Raw genomic sequence first — 16,531 nt, 5'->3', positions numbered from 1 at the left:
TTTATACAACAATTCTGGATTAGGATCGATATTATGAGGAAAATGTTGTATTTCGTGCAGGATTTCAACAAAATACGCGGATGGTCAACACATATGGAAGATTATCAAAATTTTGCTCTGGCTACAGCAGCAGGAAATCCAAACATCTATATATAAATCTATGATTGCCGCAGACAGGCGGGGAAAAGAGGGCGGAAATGCGCATATTGCACACGGGAGACTGGCATCTGGGGCGGACGCTGGAGGGCAGAAGCCGTCAGAAGGAGCAGGAGCAGTTCGTGGATGAACTGGTGGGGATTGCAGATTCCTCCGGGGCGGATCTGATTCTGATGGCGGGAGATGTCTATGATTCGGTCAATCCTCCGGCTGCGGCGGAGCAGCTGTTCTACGAGGCTGCAGCCAGACTGACGGCAGGCGGCAGGCCGCTGGTTGTCATTTCGGGCAATCATGATCAGCCGGAGCGTGTAGCTTCCGTGTCTCCGCTTGTCCGCAGACAGGGGATTACACTGGTGGGGATGCCGACCTCAGAGCCGGTGACGGTGCATGCTGCAAGGACCGGTGAGATTGCCAAAATCGCTGCGCTCCCTTACCCCTCTGAAGCCCGGCTTGGCGAGCTGCTCGCCGGTGACGGCGGAGAGGCTGAGCTGCGGCTGGCTTACAGCGCACGAGTCGGCAGGCTGATGAATCTGCTCGGCCGGGAGTTCTCACCGCAGACCGTCAATCTGGCGATGAGCCATATTTATGTACTGGGCGGGGTGGAGAGCGACTCTGAACGCCCGATCCAGGTTGGCGGTGCCTATACCGTAGATCCTTCGGCGCTCTCCTGCGGTGCACAGTATACGGCACTCGGGCATCTGCACCGGGCCCAGCGGGTCAAGGGCGACGGCATGATCCGCTACAGCGGATCGCCGCTCGCCTACAGCTTCTCAGAGGCGGGTCAGGCAAAATCTGTAGCTCTGATAGACGTTGCGCCCGGCGGGGAGCCGGTCTTCGAAGAAATCTATCTGAGCTGCGGCCGTCCGCTGGTTAATTGGAAGTCAACCGGCGGATTGCAGGAGGTCTACAGCTGGCTGGATGAAGGCAGGGATGCGGGGGCCTTCATCGATCTGGAGCTACGTCTGACGGAAGCGATGTCGATGAACGATATCCAGCGGCTGCGCAAGTCTCGGGAAGGCATTGTACATATCCGTCCGGTTTATCCGCAGATGGAGCAGGAGCTGGAAGAGATGGCACGTTCACGCATGCCTGTGCAGGAATTGTTCCGCAAGTTCTACCAGCGCCAGACGGGCGGTGCGGAACCGGATGACAGCCTGATTGAGCTGTTCCTGGAGCTGGCTGAAGAAGAAAGGCAGGAATCTGCGGATGGGGAGGAGATGCTTAAGTGAAGCCGATACTACTGAAACTATCCGGACTGCAAAGCTATAGAGAGCAGCAGGAAATAGATTTTACCAGTCTTACCGAGACCGGGCTGTTCGGGATCTTTGGTCCGACGGGCAGCGGCAAATCCAGTCTTCTGGATGCGGTCACGCTGGCAATGTACGGGAAAGTGGAGCGCGCAGTGAACGGGACTCAAGGCATTATGAACCATTCTGAGGACCAGCTCAGTGTAGCCTTCACCTTCGAGCTGACCTCTTCTTCCGGAGCGCGCCGTTACCGGGTGGAACGCAAATTTAAACGGACCGGTGAGCAATCGGTCAGTAATACGATCAGCCGGTTCATCGAGGTCAAGGATGACGGCGATGTTGTGATGGCCGATAAGCTTGCGGATGTTACCCGCTGTGTGGAAGAGCATATCGGGCTGAAGATGGATGACTTCACCCGGGCGGTGGTGCTGCCGCAGGGCAAATTCGCCGAGTTCCTGTCCCTGCGCGGTGTAGACCGCAGGCAGATGCTTCAGCGGCTGTTTCATCTGGAGCAATACGGGGACGGGCTGGCCCTTAAGCTTAGCCGCCGCGTCAAAGAGAACGAGGCGGCACTGCGCGCGCTGGAGGCCGAGCAGCAGGGACTGGGCAGCGCGGGCAAGGCAGACGTGGAAGCGGCAGCTGTCCGGGTGCAGGAGGCAGTCCGGCATGCGGAGGAATGCCGCAAGCGGCTCACGGAAGCCGCGGCGCGCGCAGAGCGCTTCGCCCGCATCCGCGAGCTGCAGGAGGAGCAAGCCCGCCGGGGGCAGCAGCGGCAGGCTCTACAAGCCCAGGAGGAGCAGATTCTCCTCCTGGAGCAGAAGCTCGGCAAGGCTGACGATGCCGAGAAAAGGCTGCCCGCGCTGAAGGCCTGGCGCAGCGCGGAAGAGGCCTGGAAGAGCCGCCATGCCCGCGCGGAGGGCCTGGAGGCTCTGGCCTCCGCCGCCGGTCAGGAGGCGGCGGTAAAGGCGGAGGCGGAAGCAGCGGCACAGGCCGCGCTTACCGCCGGGGAGCCGGCCCTCCGGCAGGAGGAGGGCCTGTTCCGCCGCGCGCTCGAGCTGGAAGCCGAGCTCGGCGGGCTGCGCCGGGAGCGCGCGGCGCTGCTGGCGCGCCAGGACGAAGCCGCCCGGGGCCTGGCCGCCGGGCGGGAGAGCCTGGCCCGGGAGCGTGAGCTTTTGGCCCGTGGCCAAAAGAAACAGCACGAGCTGCAGCAGAGCCTGCAGCCGCTCGCGGTCCGCTCCCAGGAGCGGCAGTCTCTGCAGGAAGCCATGCAGAGACTGCAAGGGCTGCGTTCTGCCGAGCTCCAGCGGGAGTCGGCAGCCCGCGAGCACCGCGAGCGCGCAGCGGTGCTCGCTGCGGCGCAGGCGCGGCTGGCCGCTGCTTCTTCGCAGCGGCAGGCGCTTGGTGCAGGGCGCGGGGAGCTGCTTGCCGCCGCTGCCCTGCACCAGGAAGAGCTGCTTGCGGCCGAAGGTGCAGCGGGAGCCGCGGCCGGCCGCCTGGAGCAGCACACCAGCGCGCTTGAAGCTGCGCTGAAGGAGCAGGAGGTCCACAGGCTCTCGCTGGCGCTCGCCCGTGAACTCCAGGAGGGTGTGCCCTGCCCGGTGTGCGGCAGCCAGCACCATCCCTCCCCTGCGCTTAATCAGGAGCAGGGGGAACATGAAGAGCTGGACCAACGGCTCCGCCATGTCCGCGTTCTGGCCCGGCAGGCGCTGGAGACGCGCCATTTGTTCCGCAGCCTGCTGGAGCAGGACGGATCATGGCTTGCCCAGCTGGGCGGAGCAGCGTCCGAAGAGGCGATGGAGCAGTCTGCTGCCACTGCTGCCGGCGGCTCTCTTGCAGCTCTCGAGTCCTCAGCCGCCCGCGGCTCTCACGCAGCTCTCGAGTCCTCAGCCGCCTGCGACTCTCTTGCAGCTCTCGAGTCCTCAGCCGCCCGCGGCTCTCACGCAGCTCTTGAGTCCACTGCTGCCTGCGACTCTCTTGCAGCTCTCGAGTCCTCAGCCGCCCGCGGCTCTCACGCAGCTCTTGAGTCCACTGCTGCCAGCGGCTCTCTTGCAGCTCTCGAGTCCTCAGCCGCCCGCGACTCTCACGCAGCTCTTGAGTCCACTGCTGCCGGCGGCTCTCTCGCAGCTCTTGAGTCCTCTGCTGCCCTTGACTCCCTCGGAGCCCCTGCGTCCGCTGCATCTCTTGCAGCCGCAGACATCCCGGATGAAGCAGCATTATCCGGTTTGAATGCCCGGCTGTCCTCGCTGAAGGCACGGTCCGGAGAATTGCGGCGTGCAGCCGCAGACTGGCAGCGTTCCATGCAGGAGCTGGAGCAGCTGTATCACAAGGAAACGGCCGGTGCCGAAGCCGAGCAGACCTGGGTGCAGGGACTGGCTGCCAAGGCGGAGGAACTTGCTGCCTCAGCGAATAAGCTTAGGGAAGAATGGAACGGGCTCTTTCCGGAGCTTGCGCCTGAGGAGGCGGAGAAAGCCTATCAGGAGCTGCTCGCCAAGGATGAGCGGGCCGAGGAGATCCGCAGCCGGCTGGAGATCAGCGTCAAGTTCCTGGACGAGAAGAGTCTAGCTGTACAGACGCTGCAGGAGCAGCTGGCCGGACTCGACAAGGAGCTCGCGCAGTGGGACGCCCAGCTTGAAGGCAAAGAAGCTCTCGCGCGTGACAAAGAGCAGCTGCTCCGGGAATGGACCGGCGGACGTCCGCCGGCGGCGCTGCTGGCGGAATGCGAGCGCAGGCTGCTGGAGCTTCAGACTGCGCTTGAACGCAGCCGGCAGGAGCACCGCCAGGCGGCGGACAACGCCCAGCAGCAGACCCGGGAAGCAGCGGTTGCCCGTCAGGCGGCAGAGTCTGCCCATGAGCATTATACGGCAGCCGACTCCCAGTGGAAGGAGGCGCTGCAGTCTTCGGCATTTACTTCAGCCGCTGAGGTTGAAGCTGCGTCGCTGGAGACCTCTGAGCGGGCACAGGCGGCTGAACGGGTGCGGGCTCACCGCGAGGAGGAAGCCGAGTGTGCATTGCAGCTGCGGAGCATAGAGGAGAAGCTGGATGGTGCTGTGCTTAGCGGTGAGGAGTGGCAGGAGAGCCAGGAGTCACTGCAGAAGTGCAGGGAAGAGGATGAGAGTTCACTTCAGGCCCGCGCACGTGCGGAGCGTGATCTGGAGGATCTGCAGCAGCGGCATATCCGCTGGATGGAGCTTGAAGGCCAGCGGGCAGGACATGCTGCTATGCAGGAGCGCTTGTCCAAGCTGCAGACGGTGCTGCGCGGCAACGCCTTTGTGGAATATATAGCGGAAGAACAGCTGATGCAGGTATGTCAGGCTGCCTCACAGCGCCTGCGTTTCCTGAGCAAGCAGCGTTATGCACTGGAAGTGGACTCCGGCGGAGGTTTTGTCATCCGTGATGACGGGAACGGCGGTATGAAGCGGCCGGTCTCCACGCTTTCCGGCGGAGAGACTTTCCTGACCTCCCTTGCCCTGGCATTAGCCCTGTCAGCCCAGATTCAGCTGCGCGGACAATACCCGCTGCAATTCTTTTTCCTGGATGAGGGCTTCGGTACATTGGACCCGGATCTGCTCGATACCGTGATAACCTCACTGGAAAGATTGCACAATGACCAGCTGTCCGTAGGCATCATCAGCCATGTTCCCGAGCTTCGTGCCCGTCTGCCGCGCAAGCTGATTGTAGTTCCTGCAGAACAGGGCGGCGGGGGTTCAACCATTCTTTTGGAAAAAATGTGAAAGACGGGGTTGAATGTGACAACGATCACAGATACACCTTCAACCCCCTGTTATAATACAGCTAAGCCGACATCATTTGAAACACCTCGGCGGACGTATGACAGGGAATTTGTTCCTTCTCATACGTCCGCCGCCGAAGCAGCTCATATGAGCTGTGAAGGGTGTTTCTTTTTTTTGTCTTTTTTTGAATGAAAATTTCTATGCTTTACATCCTCGCTCCACCGCACCAGGATGATGCTGCCTGTTATAATACAGCCTTGTCCTCCTTGTCCTTGTTTCATTTTCTTCTCCCTGAGGCAGCCTTTATGCTTGGACTCCACCTTTCGTTATCGTTTAATTTCCTGTATGATTAGAGCCATAAACTATATTTGTCGCGAAGCGGATCAGGCCGGAATAACCAACAGATTCAGGCTAATGCGCCCCGCCGGCCAAAAGCTGAGCTAATGATTACAGGGCAAGCCCCTGTGAGCGGTGGATTTTTATGAAGTGGAAACGGCCGTGAATACGCCTGTTTTTACAATATAAGGACTGCCGGTGCTACAGATTTTACCGCGGAAAGTGCCGGACGCAAGCTTCTGCATCACAAATTTTGGGGAGGAAGCGTTGTATGGAAACTGTGTTCAGCAAAATTATCGAAGGTTCGATCCCGGCGAGCAAAGTATTCGAAAATGAGCGGATTCTGGCGTTCTACGATATTGAGCCTGCAGCCCCTGTGCATGTGCTGATCATCCCGAAGAAGTTCATCGCTTCGATGAATGATGTCACGCCTGAGGATCTGCCGCTGATCGGCGAGATCCATGCTGTGGCGCAGCAAATTGCGGTAGAACTGGGAATCGCTGATTCCGGATACCGGCTGATTAACAACTGCGGACCGGACAGCGGACAAGCGGTGCCTCATCTGCATTATCATCTGCTGGGCGGAGCCAAACTCGGCGCCCTCGTCGGGAATTCTGCTTCCCACGCATAATCAGGAATTCAATAAAACAGACCGGCTAAAAAATAATAACACGAAGGTTGACACCTTATTTAGGTTTGACCTATAATGAAATTTGATGAACCGTGTTGTTATGCTCTTGGACGGTCTGGTCGGAGGGAGGGAAAACTGGTGTCTGAAACGAAAGTTCGCAAAAACGAGACAATTGATGCTGCACTTCGTCGCTTTAAACGTTCCATTGCTAAAGATGGTGTCTTGGCTGAGGTGAAGAAACGCAAGCATTATGAGAAGCCAAGCGTAAAGCGCAAGAAGAAGTCTGAGGCTGCTCGTAAGAGAAAGTTTTAGGAGGATTACCCACGCATGAATCTTAGCGAACGATTAAACGAAGATATGAAGCAAGCGATGAAGAGTAAGGACAAGTTCAGACTCTCCACCATTCGAATGGTTCGTTCTACAATAAAGTATCTTGAAATAGATTTGAAGAGAACATTAGACGACAACGAAGTGCTTGATATCCTTAGTCGTGAAATCAAACAGCGCAAAGATGCCCTCCAAGAATTTGAAGCAGCGGGTCGCGAAGAGCTTGCCGCGAGTACTAAGGCAGAAATCGAGATTATCATTCAATATCTTCCTGAACAGCTTTCCGAAGAAGAAATTAAAGTAATTGTACAGCAGACCATCCAGGAAACCGGTGCTTCTTCGAAAAGTGAAATGGGTAAGGTGATGAGCGCACTGATGCCTAAGGTCAAAGGTCGCGCCGATGGTAAACTCGTGAACCAGGCGGTTCAGCAATTTCTGCAATAATATAACGCTAGCACCCCTTTAATTAGGGGTGTTTTTCGTTATGTGGAGTGTTGCGGACTCCAAGTAGTAATAGCTTCGAATGAGGCAGTTTACATAATGAAAATATCAGCTTCTTTATTACCTCTATCAACATAAACCTCTCTAAACCTTTCTATTAACCTCTAGCTTCCCGTATTCCCTCCTCAAAACAGTTTTGCAATCCATCAGTGAAGATGATCTTAATAGATACACTTTATCCACTGTTGAAACGCCTGTGCAGAAACTGGCGTACTAAGGATTATATGCTGCGTTTTATTATATGATAAGGATGCAGGTGGTTTTAAATCGTGCAGAGGGGAGGCAGCAAGCTTGAAAAAGTTACGCATAGGGGTCTTGTCCTGTATAGCCGCGATGATGATTCTGCTGATTCTGCCGTTAGCGGGCAGGGTCCATGCAGATAATGAAGCGGTTCGCGCGCCGGCTGCGGCTGCGGGTACAGTTGTGGGCGGTCCTGTGTTTATCATTCCGGTGGATCAGGAGATTGAGCGCGGATTGCAGAGCTTTCTGGAACGCGGATTTCAGGAGGCTGCCAATTACGGCGCGGTTCTGATTGTGCTGGAGATTGACACACCGGGCGGCCGGGTGGATTCAGCTGAACAAATCGGAAATATGGTCAGGGACAGCAAAATTCCTACCGCGGCCTACATCAAAGGCGACGCCGCTTCCGCCGGCAGTTACATAGCGCTTAATGCTGGCGCCATTATCATGAAGCCGGGCAGTATGATCGGTGCCGCTTCACTGGTAGACAGGAATGGCAATAGCGTGGAAGACGCAAAAATGGTATCCTACTGGAAATCCAAGATGGTAGGAGCCGCATCGCTGAACGGGCGTGATCCGGAAGTGGCTGCAGGGATGATGGATATCAACCTGGTGGTGAACAAGCCAGAACTTGGCGTGGCCAAGGGGCAGGGGGAAATCATCGCTCTGAGCAGTGAGGAAGCGCTCCAGGCAGGTTATGCCGACCGTATTGCGGGTACAGCCAATGAGGCCATTACTTGGCTGGGTTATTCTACAGATGACATTTTTCGCGTAGAGCATACCGGTGCGGAGAAAATGTCGCATTTTCTGACGAATCCGGTTATTATGACGATTCTGCTCTTCGTCGGCATCGCCGGGGTGTTCATTGAACTGCTGGTACCCGGCTTTGGGGTGCCCGGAATTATCGGGACGCTGGCATTTGCTCTCTATTTCTTCGGGAACTATGTGGCTGGCTTCGCCGGGGCGGAGACGTTGCTGCTGTTCATTCTGGGACTCGTAATGCTGGTGCTCGAGCTGTTTGTGCCAAGCTTTGGTATTCTGGGGCTGCTGGGCTCTGTCAGCCTTGTGGCTGGTGTTGTAAGAGCTGCTTACAGCTTTACGCATGCGATGTTCAGTCTGGGCATTGCTTTTTCGGCAGCGGCAGTGGTGATTGTGATTGTGGCTGTGGTCTTCAAGGAGCGGGGGATCTGGAACCGGTTCATTCTCCAGGATAGCCTCACCAAAGAGCAGGGGTTTGTGCCTGTGACGGAGAAGCTGAGTTTGATCGGAGCTTCCGGAATCAGCGTAACTCCGCTGCGTCCGGCCGGAACTGCCGCTATTGGCGGCGAGCGGATTGATGTGGTGACAGAGGGCGGATTCATCGGCGCGCAAACCGCTATTTCGGTGGTAAAGGTCGAAGGCGGCCGGGTGGTTGTGAAGGAATCCGTGAAATAGCTGTACCTCTGTTATGAGCAGGCAGCAGCGTGTAATACTGTATGGAAATAAGGTTAATCCCAAAAAATAACGGAGGTTGTAAAGCGTATGATGGAAGCATCTATGATTACTTTTTTGTTGATCGCGGTTGTCGTGATCATTGTACTAAGCGTCTTCTTCAGCTTCTTCCCGGTCATGCTGTGGGTTTCGGCCTGGGCATCGGGCGTTCGAATCAGCATTATTACGCTGGTAGCGATGCGGCTGCGCCGGGTAACACCAAGCCGGATTGTCAATCCGCTGATTAAGGCTACCAAGGCAGGGCTGGGCCTGAATATCAACCAGCTGGAGAGCCACTACCTTGCCGGAGGGAATGTAGACCGGGTAGTGAATGCGCTGATAGCGGCACAGAGAGCGGATATTCCGCTGGAATTCACCCGTGCTGCAGCCATCGATCTGGCCGGACGCGATGTGCTGCTGGCGGTTCAGATGAGCGTTAACCCGCGGGTCATTGAAACTCCGATTGTTGCGGCTGTGGCCAAGAACGGGATTGAGGTCAAGGTTAAAGCGCGGGTAACCGTCCGGGCCAATATCGACCGTCTCGTCGGCGGCGCCGGTGAAGAAACGATTATTGCCCGTGTCGGTGAGGGGATCGTAACCACAGTAGGTTCGAGTGATTCGCACAAGGATGTGCTGGAGAATCCCGATTCCATCTCGCGGACGGTGTTGTCCAAGGGTCTGGACTCTGGTACCGCTTTTGAGATTCTGTCTATAGATATTGCGGATATTGATGTTGGGAAGAATATTGGCGCGTACCTCCAAACCGAGCAGGCGGAGGCGGATAAGCGCATCGCCCAGGCCAAAGCGGAGGAACGCAGAGCCATGGCTGTCGCCCACGAGCAGGAGATGAAGGCCCGGGTGGTGGAGATGAAGGCGCTGGTGGTTGAAGCCGAATCCCAGGTACCGCTTGCGATGGCCGAAGCGCTGCGCTCCGGCAAGCTTGGTGTAATGGACTACATGAACCTCAAAAATATTGAGGCCGACACGCAGATGCGCGGCTCCCTCGGTAAATTAAACGACGGGGACGACAGCAGCCGTCCGCCCCACAAATAAAGGGATGTGATTTCCCATGAGCAGCATACTCTACATCGTGGTCATTGCGGTGATCGCGGTCATCAGTAACTGGAACAAAAATAAAGGCAAGTCCGCCCCGCGCGGCGGCATGCCTACCTTTGGCGGCGGGGGCGAAGGCGGTCCGCTGCGCCGCCCCCGTGCTCCCGCCCGGACAGCGGATAGCGGGCGCCCTGAACGTCCGGGCAGCGGATTTCCGGAGCCCGGGGGGCGCCTGGGGAATTCGGGCCGGCCTGATCCCGCGCCGGAAGAGAGGGAGTACGATGCTTCGCCGGCGTGGCCGGAGCGGCCAGAGCTGCCTTCGCCTGACTATGAGACAGGCGAAGGGATGTCCATGGAGCAGACCGGCGATATGGACGGTGTGCAGGCGCGGACAGAACGCATGCAGCGGGAGCTGGAGCGGCTGCAGGCGGCTTTTGACGGCATGGCGGCTGCAGTGCCTTCCACAGGCACAATGACTGCCGGAGAGGGCGCCAGTCCGTCTCAGGCGGGTACAGGGCAACATCCGCTGGTGCAGGACCGTGAGGCGCTGCGCAGCGGCCTGATGTGGGCGGAGATTCTGGGACCGCCCCGTTCCCGGCAGCCGCATGCCTCTGTCCGCAAGGAAGGCTGAACCCCCGGCAGAAGAGCGGCTGCTTTGCACTGCGGTTACCTCTTTGCTTTGCCTGAAAGCTCGAATTTGCTCCTTAAGAGGAGCAGATCCGGGCTTTTTGCCGTGTTATCCCGTGGACTTATCCTGCAGAATCCGCTGCATATACCACTGCCTGACTGATGGAGCCGCAGGAGCCTCCCGGTACAAATGATGTGAGTTCTTCTCATAAACAAACGCCCTCCCGCATAAGGTGTACAGAAGGCAGGAAGGGGGAGCGTCTATATATGACCCGTATTGGCCGCAGGCTGCGGGGATGGACAAACGGGGTACTGGATCTTCCGCAGGATGTGCTGCAGGAGATGCCCCGGATCACCCTGATCGGCAATAAGGAATTGTATATTGAGAACCACCGCGGCGTGCTGCATTTCTCATCGGAGCAGCTCAGGCTGGCGTTGGCCAAGGGATATCTGGAGATTTCCGGTGAAGGGCTGGTCATCCGCAATATTCTGGGCCAGGAGCTTGCCGTTGAAGGTATTATCGGTGAAATCAGGTATAAGGAAAGTGGGGAGAATCCATGAAAGAGCCGCCTCTGTCATCGCTGCGGGGGTTCGTTACACTGCATGTGACGGGACCGCAGGTGGAGACCTTTATCAACGCTGTAACCGGAGTAGGCATCGTCATCTGGGATGTGAGGCCTGCCGGGGACGGCGCTTCGCTGAACCTGCTGCTGGATGATTTTTTCAGACTCCGTCCGCTCCTTAAGAAGACAGGCTGCCGCATGCATGTTACGGCCCGTAACGGAATTCCTTTCCGGGCGGCCCGCTTGTGGAAGCGGAAGTTTTTTGCCGCAGGACTGCTGATCTTCGGTGTGGGGCTGCTGCTGCTGTCCTCTATGGTGTGGAGCATTAAGGTTGAAGGGAATACCCGCATTCCTACCGAGGACATTCTCGAAGCCGCACGCAAGGAGGGGGTGTACCCTTTTCAGTGGATTTGGCGGATGGAAGAGTCGGACAAGCTCTCCAGGGAGCTGACCACCCTTGTTCCGGGGCTGACGTGGGCAGGGTTTCACCGGACGGGGACGAGCATTACGATCCAGGTTGTCGAAGCCGACCGCCCGGAGACTAAGCCGCTACTCAGCCAGCGCCATCTGATCAGCAGGACGGATGCGGTTGTCACTGAAATCTATGCAGAGCAGGGCAGACCTGTGGTGAGCCGCAACTCCCGCGTCAAAAAAGGGGACATCCTCATCTCCGGAGCGCTGGGGGACGAGGAGAATACAGAGTTTGTAGTAGCCAAAGGCGATGTTAAAGGCCTGGTATGGCATGAATATAATCTTGAGGTGCCCCTCAAAAGAACGGGCAGTTCCTATACAGGAGAACGCAAAGACCGCACGTATCTCGTTCTTGGCAAATGGGCGGTGCAGCTGTGGGGGTACGGGGATTCCGGCTTTGAGAAGTCACGCACGCTTACGGAGCCCGATATGCTGTCCTGGCGGTCCTTTAAGCTGCCGCTGGGCATGATGACCGAGAAGGAGCTGGAGATTAAATATACCGCTGAAATGCTGACTCCGGAGGCCGCGCGGGAGGAAGGCCTGACGCGGGCCAAAAGTGATATTTTCGCGCGTTACGGTGCTGACAGCGTCATCAAAAGTCAAAAAATTTTGCATGAGAAGAAAGAGAATGGTAAAGTTTATATGAAAGTGCTGTTTGAGGTGGAAGAGAGAATCGCGGAAGAACTTCCGATAGTAAACAATTGAGGAGAATGAGGCTACTTGTCAGAACAGACTGCAAGCATTCGTATATCTTTGCAAAATGCGGGAGAAGCTCAATCCCTGTTCGGCCCGCAGGACGGATTCCTGAAAATTATCGAGAAAGAAATTCCGGCGGTCATCGACTCGCGCGAAGCTGAAGTTACCATACGCGGCGCTGAGCGTGAAGTGGACATGCTGGGCCAGCTGTTCAACGTGCTGCTGTCCCTGGTGCGGGGCGGTTACATACTAAGTGAACGCGATGTGCAGTACGCCGTAGAACTGGCGAAGGATTTCCGTGCCGATCAGCTGCTTGACCTGTTCAAAGGTGAAATTACAACAACTTTCCGCGGTAAACCCATCCGCGTCAAAACGATTGGCCAGAAACATTATGTGACAACCATCAAAAAGCGTGATATCGTCTTTGGCATCGGGCCGGCGGGGACAGGCAAGACTTATCTTGCCGTTGTGCTTGCGGTAACGGCGCTTAAGGAAGGCTCCGTCAAGCGCATCGTGCTGACGCGTCCGGCAGTGGAGGCAGGCGAGAACCTGGGCTTCCTTCCCGGTGATTTGCAGGAGAAGGTAGATCCGTATCTGCGGCCGCTCTACGACGCCCTATACGACGTTATGGGTCCTGATCAGGTAGCCAAGGCGCTGGAGCGCGGGCTGATCGAGATTGCGCCGCTTGCCTATATGCGCGGGCGTACGCTGGAGGACGCTTTTATTATCCTCGACGAGGCCCAGAATACGACACCAGAACAAATGAAAATGTTCCTCACCCGGCTGGGCTTCGGCTCCAAGATGGTCATTACGGGCGATGTTACCCAGATTGATCTGCCGCGCGGCAAGAAGTCAGGGCTGATAGAAGCCAAAGCGATATTATCCGGTATTGAGGAGCTCGGCTTTGTCTATTTTGCAGAACAGGACGTAGTCCGGCATTCCCTGGTGCAGAAAATTATCGTTGCCTATGACCGCTCTGCCGAAAACCTCCAATAAAAAAGGGGATTGTCTTCATGGCTTCAAAGCAACCATCGAAATTAAGCGGATTTGTATATAGCACTAACGGGTGGAAGTATAGCGCGGTCTCGCGCTATGCTCTTTTCCTGTTATTGGGGCTTGTTTTCTACTTCAGCCTGTCCTCTGATCTGCTGCCCAAAAAGTACGATATCAAAGAGGGTACACGCAGTGCCAAGGAAATCACGGCGCCCAAGCAAATCCCGGACACCAATGCCAAGCTGAAAGCCCAGGAAGAGGCGGCCGAGAATGTAACTAACCGGTATGCAATTATACCCATGCGGGCTGAAAATCTAGTAACCCTGCTGCTCGACCGGATTGACCGGCTGAATCAGGATGATACGATTTCGCAAAGCGATAAGACGACGATCTACCGTGAGGAAATTCCGCGGCGGGCCAACGATTTTATTCTTAATTTTGTTGCTGCCAGCAGTAAAGCCGGAACGTATTCGGAGCATCTGCTCGCTGAAATGCAGTCGGTCATCAAGGACCAGGCCTATGTGATTCCTGAAGAAACGTATATTAAAATTCCGCGGCTAACCTCCCAGGATATCATTGAGATGAAGCCTGTTGCCCGGGATATTGTCACCAAACTGATGAATGACCAGATTACTGACGCCCAGACCGCGCGAGCTAAGGTGGCAGAGCAGGTCAGTGTCAGTTCGCTGAGCCAGCGGACCGCCCGTGAGGTTGTGCAGGAGCTGGTGCGGCTGGTCATTACAAGCAACAAGTTCTACGATGAGGATGCGACCAAGGAAGCGAAGGTGCTGGCCCGCCAGAATACACCTGATGTATTCATCGAGCAGGGGGATGTGCTGGTCGCCAAGAACCAGGAGATTACTCCGGAACTGTATGCCCTGCTGGACGAGAACGGCCTCTTGAGCAAAGAAGTTAATTATTGGCCGCAATTCGGACTGCTGCTGCTCTCCGTGCTGCTGTCTTTTGGCCTGATGACATTCATCCGCTATAACGGCGGTACATCCGGTTTCAAGTATAATAACTCCCAGCTGCTCATGCTGGTGCTGGTGTTTATAATTACAATTATTATGATGAAGCTTGCGGCATTCCTGCAGACGGATGTCCGGACGTATATAGGCTTCCTGGCTCCGGTAGCGATAGGTGCGATGCTGATCTCAATGCTGCTGGATATGACCTTGGCTTATTTCTGTTCCATTCTGTTCAGCGTTCTTGCCAGTATCATTCTGAATGTGCAGCAGAACACCGTATTTGATTTCACTTTCGGCTTCTTTGCACTTATTGTGAGCTATGTGGCCATTTTCTCCACTCACCGGGCAGGACAGCGCTCTACCCTCCTGAAGGGCGGTATTATGGTCTCCCTGTTCGGCTGCCTGACGGTAGCTATACTGACCATGCTGGGCGGTGGCGTGTGGAATGAGACGCAGACGCTGTATTCCATCGGGTTCGCGTTTGCCAGCGGCCTGCTGACTGCCGTGCTGGTAATCGGCCTGATGCCATTCTTCGAAGCCACGTTCGGCATCCTGTCGGCGCTGAAGCTCGTCGAATTGTCTAACCCGAATCATCCGCTGCTGCGCAAGCTGCTTACGGAGACACCGGGAACGTACCATCACAGTGTTATGGTCGGGAACTTATCCGAGGCCGCTGCTGAAGCGATCGGTGCAGACGGCCTGCTGTGCCGGGTGGGTTCGTATTATCATGATATCGGCAAGACGAAACGGCCGTTCTATTTCATTGAGAACCAGAACAATATGGAGAACCCGCATGATTCGATTGAGCCCAAGCTGAGCAAATCCATCATTGTGGCTCACGCCCGTGACGGGGTGGAGATGCAGAAGGAGTACAAGCTGCCGAAGCCGATCCGCGATATCGCGGAGCAGCATCACGGCACGACATTCCTGCATTATTTTTATCATAAAGCACTGAAGATTGCGGAGGAGAAGGGTGTGGAGCCCGACTTCACGGAGGAGGACTTCCGTTATCCGGGACCGAAGGCACAGTCGAAGGAATCTGCAGTGGTTGGTATCGCCGACAGTGTGGAGGCCGCGGTCCGCTCCCTCCGCAAGCCTACTGTCGTGCAGGTAGAAACGATGATCGAGAAGATTATCAAAAGCCGGCTGGATGACCATCAGTTTGATGAATGCGACCTGACCATCAAAGAGCTGGACATTATTGCACGGACACTTAAAGAGACTGTAATGGGCATTTTCCATTCCCGGATTGAGTACCCCGAGGATGTGCGCAAGCCCAAAAAAGAGGAAGGGGCCATCAAAAATGAGCCTGAGCGTCGTTTGGAGCAATGAACAGGAAGAGCATGAGATTAACGGCGAGCTGATCGCCATGCTGGAGATCATTCTGCAGAAAGCGGGCAGCGCTGAAGGAATCGATGAGGGTGAAGTGGATCTTACCTTCGTTAATAACGAACGCATCCATGAGCTGAATCTGGAGTACCGGGGAATCGACCGTCCAACGGACGTGCTGTCCTTCGCGATGAATGAGACCGGAGAAGATGAGCCGGAAATTATATATGCTGTGCCCAATGGTGAGGGCGAGGTGCTGGAGGAAGTACCTAACGTGCTCGGAGATATCATTATCTCCGTAACGCGTGCGCAAGAGCAGGCGCTGGAATATGGACATTCGCTGGAGCGCGAGCTGGGCTTCCTGTTCGTCCACGGTTTCCTGCATTTGCTGGGATATGACCATCAGGATCCGGAATCTGAGGCCGAGATGATGTCTAAGCAGGAGAATGTTCTGGCTCAGGTCGGGTTGACACGCTAATGGTCAAGAACACGGCGGTCGGCCACAAAAAATTCTGGCATTCTTTTCGCTTTGCGGCTCATGGCATTGCTGCGGCTTTCCGGTCGGAGCTGAATATGAAGGTGCACAGCGGCCTCGCTGTTATTGTACTGGCTGCCGCCGCAGTATTCAGGCTCCCCCTGTCAAGCTGGATGCTGCTGCTTCTGGCGATTACGCTGGTGCTGACCGCCGAGCTGCTGAATACGGCGATTGAAGCGACGATTGACCTGGTGTCGCCGGAGATTCATCCCTTGGCCAAGAAGGCCAAAGATACCGCCGCAGGAGCTGTACTGCTTACGGCGGTGTTTGCTGTTATTACGGGAATCTATGTTTTTTATCATCCCGTGATGGACTGGATCACAAGTCTTATGTCATAATCAGTTTACAACTTCAGCTTAGGGAGAGGCGGATCCGCTTTGTGCGCTCCGTCATCTTTACTTAGAACCACAATACCAGGCCACGTTTAAGCGGCCGGTAGTGTACGAAGAATAATGGATGCGGTGCATGCTTATAAAGCGGGTTTTAGACGAAGAATAACCGAAGTGGTGGATGCTCACAAAACTAAGGTTATGCTTACGAAGTGAGTTTTGTACGAAGACTAATCGAAGTAGGATATGCTCACAAAACTAGGTCCATGCTTACGAAGTGAGTTTTGTAAGAAGACTAATCAGAGAAGTATATGCTCACAAAACTTTT

14 protein-coding genes are annotated in these 16,531 nt (G+C 55.8%); all 14 read left to right on the top strand.

Translation table 11 applies throughout. The annotated features are described in order from the left end of the window. The first annotated feature begins 197 nt into the window (after nucleotides 1-197). The 14 genes from P40081_RS27990 (at nucleotide 198) to P40081_RS27925 (ending at nucleotide 16,212) form a co-directional block, all read left to right on the top strand. Nucleotides 198-1,385 carry an exonuclease SbcCD subunit D gene (locus tag P40081_RS27990; RefSeq protein WP_042139437.1) on the top strand — a complete coding sequence of 396 codons (1,188 nt, stop codon included), beginning with the start codon at nucleotides 198-200 and terminating at the stop codon, nucleotides 1,383-1,385. Then, entirely contained in the window at nucleotides 1,382-5,134 is a 3,753-nt protein-coding gene (locus P40081_RS27985; RefSeq protein WP_042139436.1) for an AAA family ATPase, read from the top strand. Before P40081_RS27990 ends, P40081_RS27985 begins: the two co-directional genes overlap by 4 nt. Before the next feature lie 607 nt (nucleotides 5,135-5,741). Beyond that, a complete protein-coding gene (locus tag P40081_RS27980; protein WP_042139435.1) occupies nucleotides 5,742-6,101 on the top strand; it encodes a histidine triad nucleotide-binding protein in 360 nt (119 codons plus the stop codon). A 138-nt stretch (nucleotides 6,102-6,239) separates the two neighbouring features. Continuing rightward, complete coding sequence (rpsU, locus tag P40081_RS27975) at nucleotides 6,240-6,413, top strand: 30S ribosomal protein S21 (protein ID WP_005547957.1); 174 nt, start codon at nucleotides 6,240-6,242, stop codon at nucleotides 6,411-6,413. 15 nt (nucleotides 6,414-6,428) lie between these two features. Further along, nucleotides 6,429-6,872, top strand: coding sequence for a GatB/YqeY domain-containing protein (locus P40081_RS27970; protein WP_039310385.1), 444 nt, complete (start codon nucleotides 6,429-6,431; stop codon nucleotides 6,870-6,872). 390 nt (nucleotides 6,873-7,262) lie between these two features. Further along, on the top strand, nucleotides 7,263-8,603 hold the full coding sequence (locus P40081_RS27965; protein ID WP_063779841.1) for an NfeD family protein: 1,341 nt from the start codon (nucleotides 7,263-7,265) through the stop codon (nucleotides 8,601-8,603). Between the two features lie 87 nt (nucleotides 8,604-8,690). Continuing rightward, nucleotides 8,691-9,692, top strand: a complete 1,002-nt coding sequence (gene floA / locus P40081_RS27960; protein ID WP_039310446.1) for a flotillin-like protein FloA — start codon at nucleotides 8,691-8,693, stop codon at nucleotides 9,690-9,692. 16 nt (nucleotides 9,693-9,708) lie between these two features. Continuing rightward, nucleotides 9,709-10,323 carry a hypothetical protein gene (locus P40081_RS27955; RefSeq protein WP_042139433.1) on the top strand — a complete coding sequence of 205 codons (615 nt, stop codon included), beginning with the start codon at nucleotides 9,709-9,711 and terminating at the stop codon, nucleotides 10,321-10,323. A gap of 263 nt (nucleotides 10,324-10,586) precedes the next feature. Next, nucleotides 10,587-10,880, top strand: a complete 294-nt coding sequence (gene yqfC / locus P40081_RS27950) for a sporulation protein YqfC (RefSeq protein WP_039304110.1) — start codon at nucleotides 10,587-10,589, stop codon at nucleotides 10,878-10,880. Beyond that, nucleotides 10,877-12,058 carry a sporulation protein YqfD gene (gene yqfD / locus P40081_RS27945; RefSeq protein WP_042139432.1) on the top strand — a complete coding sequence of 394 codons (1,182 nt, stop codon included), beginning with the start codon at nucleotides 10,877-10,879 and terminating at the stop codon, nucleotides 12,056-12,058. The genes yqfC and yqfD overlap by 4 nt, the downstream gene beginning before the upstream one ends. Before the next feature lie 15 nt (nucleotides 12,059-12,073). Beyond that, complete coding sequence (locus P40081_RS27940; protein WP_039304117.1) at nucleotides 12,074-13,045, top strand: PhoH family protein; 972 nt, start codon at nucleotides 12,074-12,076, stop codon at nucleotides 13,043-13,045. Between the two features lie 17 nt (nucleotides 13,046-13,062). Continuing rightward, nucleotides 13,063-15,342 (top strand): HD family phosphohydrolase, encoded by a 2,280-nt coding sequence (locus P40081_RS27935; protein WP_042139431.1) that lies wholly within the window; start codon nucleotides 13,063-13,065, stop codon nucleotides 15,340-15,342. Further along, nucleotides 15,314-15,817 (top strand): rRNA maturation RNase YbeY, encoded by a 504-nt coding sequence (gene ybeY / locus P40081_RS27930; protein ID WP_042139430.1) that lies wholly within the window; start codon nucleotides 15,314-15,316, stop codon nucleotides 15,815-15,817. Before P40081_RS27935 ends, ybeY begins: the two co-directional genes overlap by 29 nt. Continuing rightward, nucleotides 15,817-16,212, top strand: a complete 396-nt coding sequence (locus P40081_RS27925) for a diacylglycerol kinase family protein (RefSeq protein WP_042139429.1) — start codon at nucleotides 15,817-15,819, stop codon at nucleotides 16,210-16,212. Before ybeY ends, P40081_RS27925 begins: the two co-directional genes overlap by 1 nt. Nucleotides 16,213-16,531: the final 319 nt, after the last annotated feature.

Source organism: Paenibacillus sp. FSL P4-0081 (assembly GCF_000758565.1).
Taxonomy (GTDB): Bacteria; Bacillota; Bacilli; order Paenibacillales; family Paenibacillaceae; genus Paenibacillus_AQ; species Paenibacillus_AQ phytohabitans.
The sequence above is the reverse complement of the archived record's forward strand: the minus strand, read 5'-3'. Positions and strand labels throughout refer to the sequence as shown.

What these genes read in the sequence shown, in the direction of transcription:
- P40081_RS27990 (WP_042139437.1), top strand. Translation starts at nt 198, where the DNA reads ATGCGCATATTGCACACGGGAGACTGGCATCTGGGGCGGACGCTGGAG.
- P40081_RS27980 (WP_042139435.1), top strand. Translation starts at nt 5,742, where the DNA reads ATGGAAACTGTGTTCAGCAAAATTATCGAAGGTTCGATCCCGGCGAGC.
- P40081_RS27970 (WP_039310385.1), top strand. Translation starts at nt 6,429, where the DNA reads ATGAATCTTAGCGAACGATTAAACGAAGATATGAAGCAAGCGATGAAG.
- P40081_RS27965 (WP_063779841.1), top strand. Translation starts at nt 7,263, where the DNA reads ATGATGATTCTGCTGATTCTGCCGTTAGCGGGCAGGGTCCATGCAGAT.
- floA (WP_039310446.1), top strand. Translation starts at nt 8,691, where the DNA reads ATGATGGAAGCATCTATGATTACTTTTTTGTTGATCGCGGTTGTCGTG.
- P40081_RS27955 (WP_042139433.1), top strand. Translation starts at nt 9,709, where the DNA reads ATGAGCAGCATACTCTACATCGTGGTCATTGCGGTGATCGCGGTCATC.
- yqfC (WP_039304110.1), top strand. Translation starts at nt 10,587, where the DNA reads ATGACCCGTATTGGCCGCAGGCTGCGGGGATGGACAAACGGGGTACTG.
- yqfD (WP_042139432.1), top strand. Translation starts at nt 10,877, where the DNA reads ATGAAAGAGCCGCCTCTGTCATCGCTGCGGGGGTTCGTTACACTGCAT.
- P40081_RS27935 (WP_042139431.1), top strand. Translation starts at nt 13,063, where the DNA reads ATGGCTTCAAAGCAACCATCGAAATTAAGCGGATTTGTATATAGCACT.
- ybeY (WP_042139430.1), top strand. Translation starts at nt 15,314, where the DNA reads ATGAGCCTGAGCGTCGTTTGGAGCAATGAACAGGAAGAGCATGAGATT.
- P40081_RS27925 (WP_042139429.1), top strand. Translation starts at nt 15,817, where the DNA reads ATGGTCAAGAACACGGCGGTCGGCCACAAAAAATTCTGGCATTCTTTT.